12 protein-coding genes and 1 tRNA gene are annotated in these 15,532 nt (G+C 39.9%); 4 read left to right on the plus strand and 9 right to left on the minus strand.

What is annotated here, in order from left to right; all coding sequences use genetic code 11:
• The first annotated feature begins 90 nt into the window (after positions 1-90).
• Positions 91-1,644, plus strand: a complete 1,554-nt coding sequence (locus ACFI4Z_RS02450; protein WP_462669179.1) for a cryptochrome/photolyase family protein — start codon at positions 91-93, stop codon at positions 1,642-1,644.
• Between the two features lie 99 nt (positions 1,645-1,743).
• On the opposite strand, the gene ACFI4Z_RS02455 is transcribed toward ACFI4Z_RS02450, so the two are convergent.
• Complete coding sequence (locus tag ACFI4Z_RS02455; RefSeq protein ID WP_087530724.1) at positions 1,744-2,190, minus strand: Hsp20 family protein; 447 nt, start codon at positions 2,188-2,190, stop codon at positions 1,744-1,746.
• A 225-nt stretch (positions 2,191-2,415) separates the two neighbouring features.
• Complete coding sequence (locus ACFI4Z_RS02460; RefSeq protein WP_462669180.1) at positions 2,416-2,949, minus strand: peroxiredoxin-like family protein; 534 nt, start codon at positions 2,947-2,949, stop codon at positions 2,416-2,418.
• Positions 2,950-3,072: 123 nt separating this feature from the next.
• Between ACFI4Z_RS02460 and ACFI4Z_RS02465 the strand changes: the two genes are divergently transcribed.
• The 3 genes from ACFI4Z_RS02465 to ACFI4Z_RS02475 all read left to right on the plus strand — a co-directional run bounded on the left by ACFI4Z_RS02465 (position 3,073) and on the right by ACFI4Z_RS02475 (position 5,918).
• Positions 3,073-3,567 carry a TlpA family protein disulfide reductase gene (locus tag ACFI4Z_RS02465; protein WP_462669181.1) on the plus strand — a complete coding sequence of 165 codons (495 nt, stop codon included), beginning with the start codon at positions 3,073-3,075 and terminating at the stop codon, positions 3,565-3,567.
• A gap of 96 nt (positions 3,568-3,663) precedes the next feature.
• Positions 3,664-3,927, plus strand: a complete 264-nt coding sequence (locus tag ACFI4Z_RS02470; RefSeq protein WP_099296530.1) for a GrxA family glutaredoxin — start codon at positions 3,664-3,666, stop codon at positions 3,925-3,927.
• A gap of 161 nt (positions 3,928-4,088) precedes the next feature.
• Positions 4,089-5,918: a DEAD/DEAH box helicase gene (locus ACFI4Z_RS02475; protein ID WP_394193052.1), complete on the plus strand. Its 1,830-nt coding sequence runs from the start codon at positions 4,089-4,091 to the stop codon at positions 5,916-5,918.
• A gap of 588 nt (positions 5,919-6,506) precedes the next feature.
• Here ACFI4Z_RS02475 and ppiD read toward each other — a convergent pair.
• The 7 genes from ppiD to ACFI4Z_RS02510 form a co-directional block, all read right to left on the minus strand.
• Positions 6,507-8,411, minus strand: coding sequence for a peptidylprolyl isomerase (gene ppiD / locus ACFI4Z_RS02480; protein ID WP_462669182.1), 1,905 nt, complete (start codon positions 8,409-8,411; stop codon positions 6,507-6,509).
• Positions 8,412-8,581: 170 nt separating this feature from the next.
• The gene (locus ACFI4Z_RS02485) at positions 8,582-8,884 is read right to left on the minus strand and encodes an HU family DNA-binding protein (RefSeq protein WP_290209683.1); all 303 of its coding nucleotides are present in this window, start codon (positions 8,882-8,884) and stop codon (positions 8,582-8,584) included.
• A gap of 184 nt (positions 8,885-9,068) precedes the next feature.
• Positions 9,069-11,429, minus strand: a complete 2,361-nt coding sequence (gene lon, locus ACFI4Z_RS02490; protein WP_462669183.1) for an endopeptidase La — start codon at positions 11,427-11,429, stop codon at positions 9,069-9,071.
• A 148-nt stretch (positions 11,430-11,577) separates the two neighbouring features.
• On the minus strand, positions 11,578-12,861 hold the full coding sequence (gene clpX, locus ACFI4Z_RS02495; protein ID WP_087530792.1) for an ATP-dependent protease ATP-binding subunit ClpX: 1,284 nt from the start codon (positions 12,859-12,861) through the stop codon (positions 11,578-11,580).
• Positions 12,862-12,995: 134 nt separating this feature from the next.
• Entirely contained in the window at positions 12,996-13,616 is a 621-nt protein-coding gene (gene clpP / locus ACFI4Z_RS02500; RefSeq protein ID WP_087530793.1) for an ATP-dependent Clp endopeptidase proteolytic subunit ClpP, read from the minus strand.
• Between the two features lie 166 nt (positions 13,617-13,782).
• Entirely contained in the window at positions 13,783-15,087 is a 1,305-nt protein-coding gene (tig, locus tag ACFI4Z_RS02505; protein WP_462669184.1) for a trigger factor, read from the minus strand.
• Positions 15,088-15,420: 333 nt separating this feature from the next.
• Positions 15,421-15,497 (minus strand) — tRNA-Pro (locus tag ACFI4Z_RS02510).
• Between the last annotated feature and the right edge of the window lie 35 nt (positions 15,498-15,532).

The following is a 15,532-nucleotide window of genomic DNA, read 5'->3' on the forward strand; positions in this document are numbered from 1 at the left end:
GTCATAAAAATACGATCGCATTACTCTGTGTCTTCGTAAAAGAGCTATTAATTATAAATGCATGAACAATAAACTCGTCTGGCATATTTTATGAAATACAAAACTCTTCGATTTATTTTTGGCGATCAACTTAACCCCAACCATAGCTGGTATAAAGAGCAGCAACAGGATGACATCCTTTATGTTATTGCCGAATTAAAGCAAGAAACTGGCTATGTTAAACATCATATTCAGAAAGTCGTTGCTTTTTTTAGTGCCATGGAAAATTTTGCAAATGCGTTGAAAAGCGCAAAATTAAACGTACTTCACCTAACCTTAGATGATACACAAAATGACAAATCGCTTTGCAATCTTTTAGAACGATTAGCACAGCATTATCATTGTAGTAAAATCGAATACCAGTACCCTGATGAGTACCGTTTGCAAAAGCAAATGGATGAGCTTAAACAGTCAAGTGCAATAAAAGTAAAAGGCACTGACACCGAACACTTTTTATTACCATTTAAAGACATAGCTAATCATTTTAAAAAAGATAAACATGTCAAAATGGAATTCTTTTACCGGATGATGCGAAAGCGTTTTGATATCTTAATGGAGGGTGACTCGCCTAAAGGTGGTCAATGGAATTACGACCAAGCAAATCGTAACAAGCTTAAAAAGGCTGATTTGGAAAAAATCCCCCAAGCGAAGGTATTTCAAAACTCTATCCAGAATATTGTGACGCGCATAGAAAAACATGATGTGAGTAAATTTGGCCACTGCTCTGATACGTTACTTTGGCCTACCAGTCGTAATCAGGCAAAACAATTACTAGATTATTTTTGCGCTTACTTACTCCCTCTATTTGGCCAATTCCAAGATTCAATGACCTGTAATAGCCCTGAACAATGGAGCCTATACCATAGCCGCATTTCTTTTGCGCTGAACACTAAAATGATTCACCCGATGCAAGTCATAAACCAAGTGCTTAAAGAGTTTGAATCTCGGCCTGACGATATCAACCTAGCACAAGTTGAAGGGTTTATTCGGCAAATCCTGGGGTGGCGTGAGTATGTACGTGGCGTTTATTGGCAAAATATGCCCGACTATGCAGCTAAAAACGAATTAAACGCTAGCCGTTCTTTGCCTGAGTATTTTTGGCATGGAAAAACCAATATGAATTGTATGAAACATGCAATTAGCCAGAGTTTAGACACGGCATACGCGCATCATATTCAACGCTTAATGATAACCGGTAATTTTTGTTTATTAACTGAGATGGACCCTGCCCAAGTAGATAGCTGGTATCTGGGTATATATATCGATGCCATTGAATGGGTAGAAATGCCTAACACACGAGGTATGAGTCAGTTTGCCGATGGAGGGCTTATTGCAACTAAGCCGTATGCGGCAAGTGGAAATTATATAAATAAAATGAGCGATTACTGCAAGGACTGTCATTATAACGTAAAGGAAAAAACTGAAGATTCTGCATGTCCATTCAACAGCTTGTATTGGCACTTTATGAATAAGCATGAAGAACGGTTATCTGGCAATCCACGTATTGGTATGGTTTATAAAAATTGGCAAAAAAAAGACGCAAAACAACGTCAAGCCACCTTAGACAGAGCACAGTGGTGCTTAGATAATATTGAAAGCTTATAGACAATATTTATTACTGAACCCGCAATAAAAAAGCCGCCTCAAATGAGGCGGCTACTAAAAATAACAAGTCAATTAGGGGAAATAATGTTTAAGGGTTGGTTATTTCCCTTCTAGCAAGTTACCACTGCCAATTTCAATTTTACGTGGCTTTAATGCTTCTGGTATTTCGCGTTCAAGGTCGATACTCAGTAAGCCGTTAGCTAAATCTGCGCCAAGTACTTTAACATGGTCGCCTAGCTGAAATTTCCGCTCAAAGTTACGTTCGGCAATACCTTGATGAATAAATTTACGCTCATCAGATTCACCTTTATCGGCTTTTATACCAGCAACTTTTAAAGTGTTATTTTCTGACTCGATGGTCAGCTCATTGTCACTAAAACCGGCTACAGCCATAGTGATACGGTATTTGTCTTTATCGAGCGCTTCGATATTGTATGGAGGAAAACTTGGCTGCTTGTCTGTGCGAGCCGCAGCATCCATTAAAGATGCTAAATGATCGAAACCAATGAATGAACGATAAAGTGGTGATAAGTCTACTGTACGCATAATAATATCCTCATATTTAAGCGATATTTTGCAAGTGCTTTCCTTTTGAACAAGCGCAGGCAAAGTTAAATTAATAATATAAATTTCAATTACTTCTGTTTAATTTGGGACCCATCAGGCGTCCTCACTAAACTATATATGGACGGTAAAAATGTTTTCAAGTAAATAAATTAAAAAATTTAAAAAATAATCATGAGGCATGTTTAAACATGCCTCATGCACTAGTTATGACGCAAATGTGCCACGAATTGGATAGTCGTTTTCGCGGATGAATTTAATACCAGAAAGCAGTGCACTCAAATCAGGACGTGAGAATGGCGTATTCGACTTATCTAAAATCTGGATTTGATTTTTTTCATTAAGTACAAATATTGCGGGTTCTGAAAACGGATGATCGGTCTCATTTTCATTGCGCGGCTCACTAATATAAACGCCTAAATCTGTCATTTGCTCAAGTGTTAAGCCAGAATAAAGCGGGAAATTAACCTCTAAATCCTTCAAATGCCCGTTCAGCTGTTCTTGGCTATCAGCACTGACAGCGGCAATTTCGATACCTGCCTCAGTGTAGTCATCTTTTATCTTCGCCAACGCGTTTAACTGCTTAGTACATAGCGGGCAATGCTTACCGCGGTAAATAACTATCATCTTCCAAGGTAGCTCCGTTTGTCGCTCGGTTAAGTCAAAAGATTTGCCATCAATATCATTTGCCGTCAATGTAGGCATTATGTATGCGGGTGCTGTAGTCTTGTTCATAATCATGATCTCCTTTGTAAAGTATATACCTAAACATCTTCATGGTTGCTATTTGGGTTTCCATTAAAATAACTTAGGGTTAGACTTCATAATTCAACCACGAAAATGTCACTCAGTTTGGAGATATGCTTGAAACTCATTCGCAGTACACTGATAAACATAGTTTTGGCAGCAATAATCTTTTTTCTGGTTAGCGCGTTTCAAGAGCGTAATCTACTAAAAACAGATAATAGCCCAGCTCCCTACTTTAGCTTGGCATTGCTCAATAATATCGATAAACGTTTGAGTATCGCAGAGCTTAAAGGAAAAACGACTGTTATTTACTTTTTCGCCCCTTGGTGCACAGTTTGTAAATACAGCATGCCAAATTTAGAAGCCGCCATAAAAGGCAGTGAGATTAATGCTATTGGTATTGCACTGGATTATAAAAACGCAGCGCAAGTAGAAGAGTTTGTAAGTAATTTAGCGCTGACAATGCCGATACTGCTGGGCAATAACCAAACTCAAGCTAACTATAAAGTATCCGCTTTTCCTACCTATTATGTTATCAATGGGCAACTTCAGATCAGTGCGCGTTCTATGGGTTATTCAAGCCAATTAGGGATTAAGTTAAGAACTTTGTAATCTAATCATTTAAATAGAATTAACTAATCGTTTTTTTACACTGTTTATTTTGTTCCAGTTAGATAAGATAAACGAAACCAAATCGAGGAGAGCGATATGTTAACTGTAATTTTTGGCCGTGAAGGCTGCCCATTTTGTGTCCGTGCAAAAGACGTTGCACAAAAACTAGCTGATGAACGTGATGACTTTAAATTTCGTTATATTGATATTATTAAAGAAGGCATCAGCAAAGAAGATCTGGAGCAGTCCGCAGGTAAGCCATGCCCGACTGTTCCACAAATTTTTGTTGACCAAGCACACATCGGTGGATTCACTGAATTTGAAGCTTACGCTAAAGAAAATCTTGGCTTATACAAATAAGTATTGCGCCATCATGATTAACCAGTTCAATTTGAGTAAATATTGAACTGGTTAAATTTCAATCAACATCAAGCACATACAAATTAGTTGTAATTTATACAAGCAATTGCCTCGCATTTCCTATACAATGCGCGCCTCTTTAAATTCGTTGAGGCGTATTAATGTCAGAACCAGTCACGTTTGAATCTCTAAATCTTTCTCCTGCAATTTTAAAGGCAGTTGAAGAGTTGGGTTACAAGACACCATCTGAAATCCAAGCTCAATGTATACCGTTATTGCTAGAAAGAAAGGACGTACTGGGACTAGCACAAACGGGTACAGGTAAAACAGCAGCATTTGCACTGCCATTACTAAACAATATTGACCCGTCTGTGAAACAGCCACAGATCCTTGTACTCACACCAACCCGTGAGCTTGCGATCCAAGTTGCTGAGGCATTTGAACAATATGCAAAACACACTCGTGGTGTAGAAGTATTGGCACTTTATGGTGGCCAGAGCTACAGCATCCAATTAAGTGCACTTCGTCGTGGCGCGCAAATTATTGTCGCTACACCGGGTCGCTTAATCGATCACATTAACCGCGGTACAATCAAGTTTGATGCTTTACAAGCACTTGTACTTGATGAAGCCGATGAAATGTTACGTATGGGCTTTATCGATGATGTTGAAAACATCATGGAAAAAACGCCGCGCGAAAAGCAAACATGTCTTTTCTCTGCGACTATGCCTAAGCAAATTCAAAATATTAGCAGCAAATATATGAATAACCCTGAACAGGTTCATATTTCTGCGCGTAACTCGACTGTATCTTCAGTTGAGCAAGTATTTTGGAATGCTCACGTACATAAGAACAAAGCCATTGTTCGCTTCTTAGAAGCTGAACAATACGAAGGTGCTATTGTTTTCGTACGTACACGTAACGACACAGTTCAACTTGCTGAGTTATTAGAGCGCGAAGGTTTCTCTGCTGCTCCACTGAACGGTGATATGAACCAGCAAGCCCGTGAACGTACTGTTGATCGCTTAAAAAGCGGCATGCTAAATATTGTTATTGCAACAGACGTAGCAGCCCGTGGTCTAGATGTTGACCGCTTAAGCTTAGTTATCAACTACGATATTCCACAAGACTCTGAAGCCTACGTTCACCGTATCGGCCGTACAGGTCGTGCTGGTCGTACTGGTAAAGCAATATTATTCGTTAAGCATAACGAACGTTATTTACTTAAAAATATCATTCGTCATACTAAATCTGAAATTGCACAAGTTGAGTTACCAACAGCTAAAGTTGTTGAAGAGAAACGTATCAATGCATTACAAGAGAAGCTTACCCTTGCTCTTGAAAATAAAGATATTACTTTCTTTAACGAAGTGGCTGCCAACATGGCACAAAAACTTGAGCTTGCTCCTGAAGACTTAGCGGGTGCATTACTGTGTTTAGCACAGCAACAATCGCCAATTAAAGTTGAAGAAGTTAAGATTCAACCGCGTGAGCGTAACGAACGTAACCCTCGCAACGACCGTAATGATCGTGGTGACCGTGGTCGTCGTAACGAACGTGGCGGTGAGCGCGCTGAGCGTAAACCTCGCGAGCGTAATAGCCGTGATGCAGGCCCTATGGATACATACCGTATCGAAGTAGGTCGTGAGCATGGTGTTCAGGTTAAGAACATTGTTGGCGCAATTGCTAACGAAGCAGACATTTCAAGCAAGTTTATTGGTGACATTCGTCTTCACGACAGTCACAGTACGGTACAATTACCGCAAAACATGCCTAAAGATGTACTTGATCACTTCCAAAAAGTGTTTATTTGTAAACGCCCAATGGGTATGACATTAACACAAGATCAAGGCCCTGCTGAGCCACGCGGCGAGCGTTCTGAACGCCCTGCTGGTGACAAGAAGCGTAGCTTTAACAAAGACAATCAACGCGGTGATAAGCGTGGCGGTCCTCGTAAAGAGCGTCGTCCAGTGAGCTTTACATCTAACTAAGTTACTTAGTTCAGAGAATCGACTAAAAGCCTCTTCATTAATTTGATGAGGCTTTTTTGTTTATACCAACCTACTTTATTTAATTCGTTAAACTGTGCAAGTATTTATGCAGATTGTGCTATTACTTACCCTCCCCTTAGTACTTCTAACTAAGCAGAACACACCGCTAAAATATAAAATCAACACTTCAATTATTGCCATTGATTAAATACGCTCAAAAGCGCCCTCGCATACAGTGATACTAGAAGCTATTGAGTTTCATAGTAATTGTAAAATGCCTTTAGAAAAGCTTACAGAGTCGTAATAATCCATCACTATGTGTTTGCCTAAACGTAATATTAATCCGCAATAATACTTAATCATTTTGCGGGGCTAAACGTGTCGCTAACTGCGTTAAAAAATTCTCATTTAGAACAACTAAATAGCGAACTTTTTGCCTTACTATCAACACGTTTTTCAACCCTCAAAATAGCTCACTTAATTAAGCGAATTGGTATAAGAACATGCTTAAATTCATATCAGGTGAACATATTGAATTTTAAATATAAAAAAAGCGCCTTGCGGCGCTTTTTAGTAACTAACTAAATCTTACTCTGCGGCAACTTGTGCCTGTGGTAAGTTTAATTCTGCTTTGGCTTTTAAGGCATCAATGAAAACCATGTAGTTTTTATTTACTTGGCTCATTGTAATATTTTGCTTTTGTTGTGCTTCAATTTCACCTTGAACAGTACCATTCGTCACTGACTTAAGTGCAACAATTGCAGCATCACCATTGTTAAGCTCTACTTTCTCAACAACAGGGTTCCCTTCAGGGCGTGCCATTTTAAATACTTGCTGAACAATTGCAGGTGACACTGTGAATGCTTGACGAGTAAGTGCAGCTTCATTACGAACCTCTAAACCTTGTTCAGATGCAAGTGCAGTTAAGCTCTTGCCTGATGAGATTTCTGCAAATAGTTCAGAAGCCTTTTCTTTTGCAAGTTCAGATGCTTTTTGACTGACTAAACGAGCTTTTATTTGCTCAGAAACATCATTCAATGGCTTAGTCGAAGCTGGCACATACTCGCTAACACGAACAATAACAACACGCTCATCAGCAATTTCTATTACTTCTGAGTTCATACCGTCTTCAAGCACATCTGGTGAGAAAATAGCACTCATCACCGCAGGTGTATTTAGAGGCTCAGGTAAAGCGTTGCGTGCTAAAAGAGGCGTTGTCGTAACTTCAACATTAACAACTTGTGCTGCATCAACTAAGTTATCAGACATTTCAAATGCAACTTCACTCATTTGTGTTTGCTTTTCATAGAAAGCATTCACTTTTTCAGTGCGCTCAAGCTCTGCACGTAAATCAGCTTTCACATCATCGTACGCCTTAGTTTGTTGGCGCTGAATATCTGTTAGCTGAATAATATGGTAGCCAAATTCAGATTCGACAACATCAGAAAAGTCACCTTTTGCATTGAGTGCAAAAGCCGCCTCTTCAAATGCAGGATCCATCATGTCGCGTTCAATCCAGTCTAAATCACCACCCATTTCAGCGCTGACGATATCATCTGATGACGACTCAGCGAGTGCTGAAAAATCTGCGCCTTGCTGTAATTGTGTTAACAAGTCTTCAGCTTTACTTTTTGCTGCATCATCGTCTTCACTGTTATCTATTAAGATATGAGATACACGACGTTTTTCAGGCTCTAAGTATTGTGCACTATTTTGTTCATAGTAAGCTTTTACTTGTTCTTCAGTGACATTACTTTGTAAATTTAATTCAGCCGCATTTAAGTCAATATAGCTAACTGCTACTTGTTCTGGAGCCATAAACTGTGAAGTGTTAAGGTCGTAGTAATCAGCTATTTCTTGCTCGCTAACATCTACACCTTCTTGAAGTGACTCTTTACTAATTACAACGTAATCAATCGCACGTGTTTGCTGCTGAAGTGCTACAGCACTCGCTAACTCGTTATCAAGCGCAAAGTCCGTTCCCGCTACAGCAGAAATAAGCTGGCTACGTGTCATGTCTTCACGAAGGAATTCACGAAATGCATCCGGTTGGAAGTTCATTTGACGAATAACTTGCAAGTAACGATCGTTATTAAACTGGCCGCCAATTTGAAAGTATGGCAATTCTAAAATTGCTTTTTTAACACTGTCATCGCTAACACGAAGGCCTAGCTCGTAAGCTAGTTGTGTTTGCAATTCTTGCTGTACTAGGCGATCAACAACACCTTGGCGAATTTGCGCCATGTAATTTGGATCAGCAGAAATTTGTGCGAAGTACTCACCAAATTGCTGTTCTAAACGGTTACGCTCATTTTGGTAAGCACGGTTAAATTCTGTTTGGCTAATTTTAATACCATTTACTTCAGCAACTGGCTGCTCTGTGGTTTGACCTAAGTAACCACCGATCCCTGCTAAAGCAAAAGATAAAATCACTGCACCTAAAATAACTTTGGCTACCGGTCCTTGCGAACCTTCTCTGATTTTCTCAAGCATTTATTTATCTCTATTCTATTCTGAGGCAGAAATCGCCTAGCTCATGTAAAAAAAGCGTATCTTACCAGATACGCTTTTTTTCTTGAAGCTGTTGGCGATAAAGACAGCTGTTTGTGCTAAAAAGCGACTAGCTTCTTTAACTACCAAAACTAACTCATTGAAAACAATAATTAGCTGTTACATGCATCTTTTAGCGCTTTACCCGCTTTGAAAGCTGGGATAGTCGCTGCGGCAATTTGAATTGTCTCGCCAGTTTGTGGGTTACGGCCTGAACGCGCTGCACGTTCACGTACAGAAAAAGTACCGAAACCTACTAGTGCTACTGAATCGCCATCTTTAAGAGCGCCAGATACAGACTCGATGAATGAATCTAGTGCACGACCTGCAGCCGCTTTAGAAATGTCAGCGTCAGCTGCGATTTGATCGATTAATTGAGATTTATTCACAATATCATCCTCTTTCATTGTTATTATCAAGAGCGATTGTTTTTTAAACTAACATCACTGTTTTGAAAATTTGGAGCAAACTATTTCATGCTCATACGATTGTATTTTTTCTTAAGCCTAGGCTACATAAGGCCTAGGCTTGAAAACCAGTGCTTAACTTATCATACCATCTAGATTTGAAAAGCCCTTTAAAGCACTTTTTTTAGGTTTTTTACTGGTTTTTAGCCGTTTCGACTGAAAAACTTTCAACTGGGTGCACAAGTGCTAATTTTAAAACCTCATCAATCCATGTAACAGGGTGAATATCAAGGCCAGCCAACACATTGTCAGGGATCTCTTTTAAGTCACGTTCGTTAATTTTTGGAATAATAACGGTTTTAATTCCACCACGATGCGCCGCCAATAATTTTTCTTTAAGGCCACCAATAGGCAATACTTCACCTCGAAGTGTAATTTCACCTGTCATCGCTACGTCAGCTTTTACTGGGTTACCGGTTAAGCTTGATACTAAACCCGTTACCATAGCAGCACCCGCACTTGGGCCATCTTTTGGCGTAGCGCCCTCTGGTACATGCACATGGATGTCACGCTTCTCGTAAAAATCATCATTAATACGGAAAGTATCAGCACGATTACGTACTACAGTCATCGCTGCTTGAATCGACTCTTGCATCACATCGCCCAATGAGCCTGTGTAGCTTAACTTGCCTTTACCTGGCACAGCCGCGCATTCGATTGTTAATAAATCGCCGCCTACTTCTGTCCACGCTAAACCAGTAACTTGGCCAATACGGTCACCATCTTCTGCTTTACCGTAATCAAAACGCTGCACACCTAAGAACTCTTCTAGGTTTTGCTCATTAATCGTGACTACTTTTGTTTCTTTCTCAAGCAAGATGTTCTTTACAGCTTTACGACACAACTTAGACACTTCACGTTCCAAGTTACGGACACCAGCTTCACGAGTGTAATAGCGAATAATACCCACGATAGCACTGTCTTCTATTACAACTTCGTTGTTTTTAAGACCATTGCGTTTGATTTGCTTTGGAATTAAATGCTCTTTGGCAATATTAAGTTTTTCATCTTCGGTGTAACCCGATAAACGAATTACTTCCATTCTGTCTAGTAATGGGCCTGGAATGTTAAAGCTGTTGGATGTGGCAACAAACATAACATCTGATAAGTCGTAATCAACTTCTAAGTAGTGATCCGCAAAATGGCTATTTTGCTCTGGATCAAGTACTTCTAATAATGCTGATGCTGGGTCGCCACGCATATCCGATGACATTTTGTCGATTTCATCTAACAAGAATAATGGGTTTTTAACGCCCACTTTACTCATATTTTGAATCAGTTTACCTGGCATCGAGCCAATGTAAGTACGACGATGGCCACGGATTTCAGCTTCATCACGAACGCCACCAAGCGCCATACGAATATACTTACGACCTGTTGAGCGAGCAATCGACTGGCCTAGTGAGGTTTTACCAACACCAGGGGGACCCACTAAACACAAAATTGGACCTTTAAGCTTATTAGTACGTTGTTGAACCGCGAGGTACTCAATAATACGTTCTTTTACTTTATCAAGACCATGGTGATCGCTATCTAAAATCTTTTGAGCGCCGGCAAGATCTTTTTTCACTTTAGAGCGCTTTTTCCATGGAACATTAATTAGCGTGTCAATATATGAACGCACAACAGTAGCTTCGGCTGACATTGGCGACATCATTTTTAATTTAGCTAACTCTGAATTGGCTTTTTCTTGTGCATCACTGCTCATACCTGAGTCTTCAATACGCTTTTTCAACGCTTCGAATTCATCGGGTACATCATCAAGTTCACCTAACTCTTTTTGAATAGCCTTCATTTGCTCATTGAGGTAATACTCACGTTGAGATTTTTCCATCTGCTTTTTAACGCGAGTACGAATTTTTTTCTCAACTTGCAATAAGTCTATTTCGCCTTCCATCAACGCCATTAGGTACTCTAGGCGTTCAGTAACATCGGCGATTTCAAGCACTTTTTGTTTTTCAGGTACTTTTAATGGCATATGTGCAGCCATAGTATCAGCAAGGCGTGGCGCTTCATCAATACCACTCACAGAGGTTAATACTTCTGGTGGAATTTTTTTATTGAGCTTTACATAGCCTTCAAATTGACTGATTGCGCTGCTAATGAAAATATCTTGTTCTTGCTCTTCTATTTCTTCAGAGCTGATAAACTGAGCATTCGCTACAAAGAAATCATCGTTATCAACGAAATCTTCTAATTTTGCGCGCTGAATACCTTCAACAAGTACTTTTACAGTACCGTCAGGCAGTTTAAGCAGCTGTAAAACAGTCGCAATTGTACCAACACGATATATGTCGTCTTGCTCAGGCTCATCTACTGTTGCGTCTTTTTGCGCAACAAGGAAAATTTGTTTGTCTTTATCCATTGCCGCTTCTAGGCATTTAATGGATTTTTCGCGGCCTACAAAAAGCGGGATCACCATGTGCGGGTAAACCACAACATCGCGCAGTGCCAGCACCGGGATTTCGACTCGATCTGTTCTCTCAAGCGTCATTATATTCTCTTCGCTCTTCATTTATTTTAATGATTACTCAAGTATATGGGGATAACCTAAGTAAAGTTCAACAATTTATGTGATTTGTAAGAAAAAATTATAAAAAAAGGAGCCTTAGGCTCCTTTTTCAATTCTCAGTGATTAAATTTCACTCTGATGCAGCTTTATCTTGGCTGGCACTTTGATAAATCAAAATTGGGTCTGATTCACCTTTGATCACTGTTTCATCGATAACCACTTTGCTGACTTCTTCCATTGATGGAAGTTCATACATGGTATCAAGTAATACAGCTTCAACAATTGAACGTAAGCCACGTGCACCTGTTTTACGCTCCATTGCTTTGTGGGCAATTGCACGTAATGCATCTTCACGGAATTCAAGCTCAACGTCTTCCATACCAAATAATGCGCTGTACTGCTTAGTCAGTGCGTTTTTAGGCTCATCTAAGATTTGCACTAACGCAGCTTCGTCTAGCTCAGTTAACGTAGCAACAACGGGTAAACGACCAATAAACTCAGGGATCAGGCCGTATTTTACTAAATCTTCTGGCTCTACATCTTTAAATGTTTCACTTAAAGAGCGACTTGATGCAGATTCTTTAACGCTAACACCAAAACCAATACCGGTATTTTTATGGCTGCGTTGCTCAATCACTTTATCAAGCCCTGCGAATGCACCACCACAGATAAATAAGATTTTAGAGGTATCAACCTGCAAAAACTCTTGTTGTGGGTGTTTACGACCACCTTGTGGTGGTACTGATGCAACGGTGCCTTCAATCAGTTTCAATAGGGCTTGCTGTACGCCTTCGCCTGATACGTCACGGGTAATTGATGGATTATCAGATTTGCGTGAAATTTTATCAATTTCATCAATATAAACAATACCACGTTGCGCTTTTTCTACGTCGTAGTCACACTTTTGAAGCAGCTTTTGAATGATGTTTTCAACATCTTCACCTACATAACCGGCTTCGGTTAGTGTGGTTGCATCAGCCATTGTAAATGGTACATCAAGTAAACGTGCAAGCGTCTCTGCAAGTAATGTTTTACCACTACCCGTTGGACCAATTAACAAGATATTACTTTTACCAAGTTCAATATCAACTTTAGTGCTTTGATTACGTAGGCGCTTGTAGTGGTTATAAACCGCTACCGACAATACTTTTTTGGCATGATCTTGGCCAATTACATAATCATCTAAATGGTTACGAATTTCTTTAGGGGCAGGCAGTTTATCAGACGTATTGTGCTTTGGCGCAATGTCTTTGATCTCTTCCCTGATAATGTCGTTACACAGCTCAACACATTCATCACAAATGTATACTGAAGGCCCTGCAATGAGTTTGCGAACTTCATGCTGGCTTTTGCCACAAAAAGAGCAGTATAACAATTTATTACTTTTGTCGCCGTCTGTAGGAGTGTCAGACATTCAGCTACCTCATCTTATACGTTGGCTGCCAAACTTCTTAGCAGCTATTTCAATACGCTTAACTATACCAAAAATAATTGGCTTTCACAGTGTAAACAATTCAAGTGAGTACCGTTAGTACTCACTTAGCCTTTTTACTTACTGTCGCGATTAGTAAATACCGAGTCAACTAGGCCGTAATCAACGGCTTGGCTTGCGCTCATAAAGTTGTCGCGGTCTGTATCGCGTGAAATCACATCTAATGGTTGGCCAGTATGCTCTGCCATTAAACGATTAAGCTTGTCTTTAATAGACAGGATTTCTTTAGCATGAATTTCAAAGTCAGATGCTTGACCTTGGAAACCACCTAAAGGTTGGTGAATCATCACGCGAGAATTAGGCAAACAGTAACGCTTACCTTTAGCACCAGCTGTTAGTAAGAATGCACCCATGCTCGCCGCTTGGCCAACACAAATAGTACTTACATCTGGTTTAATAAAGTTCATGGTATCGTAAATTGCCATACCCGCTGTCACAGAACCACCCGGTGAATTGATATATAAAAAGATATCTTTTTCAGGGTTCTCTGATTCTAAAAATAGCATTTGCGCTAAAATTAGGTTCGCCATGTTGTCTTCAACTTGACCAGTTAAAAAAATGATTCTCTCTTTTAATAGTCTCGAATATATATCATACGAGCGCTCGCCTTTCGCTGTTTGTTCAACAACCATTGGGACTAATGCATTTAGAGGATCTGTCATACCAGTGTTGTTCATACTTATTTTATTCCTTATGCGCTTATACTTATCCTGAATATAAGAAAAGCATAGTTATCTTTTAGGCAAAATTGAAGGCCACAAACTAAAATGGCTCGGGCACACTGCAAAATACAGAGTAACACGAGCCATTTAATCGTTAGCGAGGGCTTAAGTCAATGACTTATTAAGCACCTTGCTGTGGATTCATGATGTCATCAAATGCTTTTTCAACATCAGAAACGTCTGCTTTAGCTAAAATAGCTTCTACAGCTTGCTCTTCCATTGCAACATTACGCATTTGCTGCATAAGTTGATCATTTGCTTTGTAGTATTCTACTACTTCAGTTGGATCTTCGTATGCTGATGCAACATTAGCGATTAACGCTTCAACTTTAGCGTCATCAACTTTGATCTCGTTCGCTTTAATAACTTCACCTAATAAAAGGCCAGTTTTTACGCGCGTTACTGCTTGCTCATGGAACAATTCAGCTGGAAGCTCAGGCATGTTTTTAGCGTCGCCACCAAAACGTTGTGCTGCTTGTTGACGTAGTGCATCAATTTCTTGATCTACTAGCGCTTTTGGCACGTCGATTTCGTTGTTAGCTAAAAGACCTTTGATAGCTTGATCTTTAACGTTAGCTTTAACCGCTTGGTCAAGCTCACGTGTCATGTTCTTTTTAACTTCTTCTTTAAGTGCGTCAACGCCACCTTCAGTCACACCGAACTTAGTTGCGAATTCTTCGCTAAGTTCAGGAAGCTCTTGAGCTTCTACTTTTTTTACAGTGATTGTGAATTGAGCAGCTTTACCTTTAAGATTTTCAGCGTGGTAATCTTCAGGGAATGTTACATCAGCAACAACTTCTTCGCCTGCTTTCTTACCAACGATGTTATCTTCAAAACCTGGGATCATACGACCTTGGCCAAGTTCTAGTGGGAAGTCTTCAGCTTTACCGCCTTCAAATACTTCACCATCGATTTTGCCTTCGAAGTCAACCGTTACACGGTCATTTTCGCCAGCAGCAGCATCAACATCAGCCCACTCAGCATGTTGCTTACGAAGTGTTTCTAGCATGTTAGCTAAATCTTCGTCAGTGACAGTAACAGCTGGTTTTTCTACAGCAATCTTGTTTAAACCTTGAACTTCAACTTCAGGGTAAACTTCAAATGTTGCAGAGAATTCTAAATCTTTGCCAGCTTCTAACGCTTTAGGAGCGAAAGTAGGTGTACCTGCTGGGTTGATTTTTTCAGCTACGATTGCTTCGTAGAAGTTACGCTGCATTAGTTCACCAGCAACTTCTTGACGCACTGCGCCACCGTAACGTTTGTTGATTACAGACGTTGGTACTTTACCAGGACGGAAACCATCAATACGCTGGGTTTTAGACAGTTGTTGTAAGCGTTTTTTTACTTCGGTCTCAACGTTCTCTGCAGGAACGGTGATGGTCAGACGGCGCTCAAGGCCTTGAGTCGTCTCAACAGAAACTTGCATGATTTACCTCAATCTTCAATTTTGGCGACTGTTCGCCTTCCTTACAAACACGGTTATCACTATGCGTTTGATACGTTAAAAGCCACTAAAAGGACGTTTAAACTCCATCTTCACTATAAGATACCAATGCTGCTCTGCCCTTCGGGCACTATGTTAAACAATAGACGCGGCATTATAACCTAATATTTATGATAGTCGAGTGATGGGGGCAATTATTTGGTTAGAACGCGAATTATAGAAGCTAAATGGATAAAAAGTGCGCTTTCATAGGGTGATAACAATAAAAAAATATATTTAATTAAACAAGAAGAGAAAACTAATGGGAAAAGAAAGTGGTCGGCGATGCAGGATTTGAACCTGCGACCCCTTGGACCCAAACCAAGTGCGCTACCAAACTGCGCTAATCGCCGATATTGAAGTATGAAACTTCTATTTCCTATTGAAC

Source organism: Pseudoalteromonas sp. RWi3 (assembly GCF_054960735.1).

Bases quoted from the DNA above. Each gene is read 5' to 3' on its own strand.
- ACFI4Z_RS02460 (WP_462669180.1), bottom strand. From the start codon at position 2,949: ATGATTATGAACAAGACTACAGCACCCGCATACATAATGCCTACATTG.
- ACFI4Z_RS02455 (WP_087530724.1), bottom strand. From the start codon at position 2,190: ATGCGTACAGTAGACTTATCACCACTTTATCGTTCATTCATTGGTTTC.
- clpP (WP_087530793.1), bottom strand. From the start codon at position 13,616: ATGAACAACACTGGTATGACAGATCCTCTAAATGCATTAGTCCCAATG.
- ACFI4Z_RS02475 (WP_394193052.1), top strand. From the start codon at position 4,089: ATGTCAGAACCAGTCACGTTTGAATCTCTAAATCTTTCTCCTGCAATT.
- ppiD (WP_462669182.1), bottom strand. From the start codon at position 8,411: ATGCTTGAGAAAATCAGAGAAGGTTCGCAAGGACCGGTAGCCAAAGTT.
- lon (WP_462669183.1), bottom strand. From the start codon at position 11,429: ATGACGCTTGAGAGAACAGATCGAGTCGAAATCCCGGTGCTGGCACTG.
- ACFI4Z_RS02450 (WP_462669179.1), top strand. From the start codon at position 91: ATGAAATACAAAACTCTTCGATTTATTTTTGGCGATCAACTTAACCCC.
- ACFI4Z_RS02470 (WP_099296530.1), top strand. From the start codon at position 3,664: ATGTTAACTGTAATTTTTGGCCGTGAAGGCTGCCCATTTTGTGTCCGT.
- clpX (WP_087530792.1), bottom strand. From the start codon at position 12,861: ATGTCTGACACTCCTACAGACGGCGACAAAAGTAATAAATTGTTATAC.
- tig (WP_462669184.1), bottom strand. From the start codon at position 15,087: ATGCAAGTTTCTGTTGAGACGACTCAAGGCCTTGAGCGCCGTCTGACC.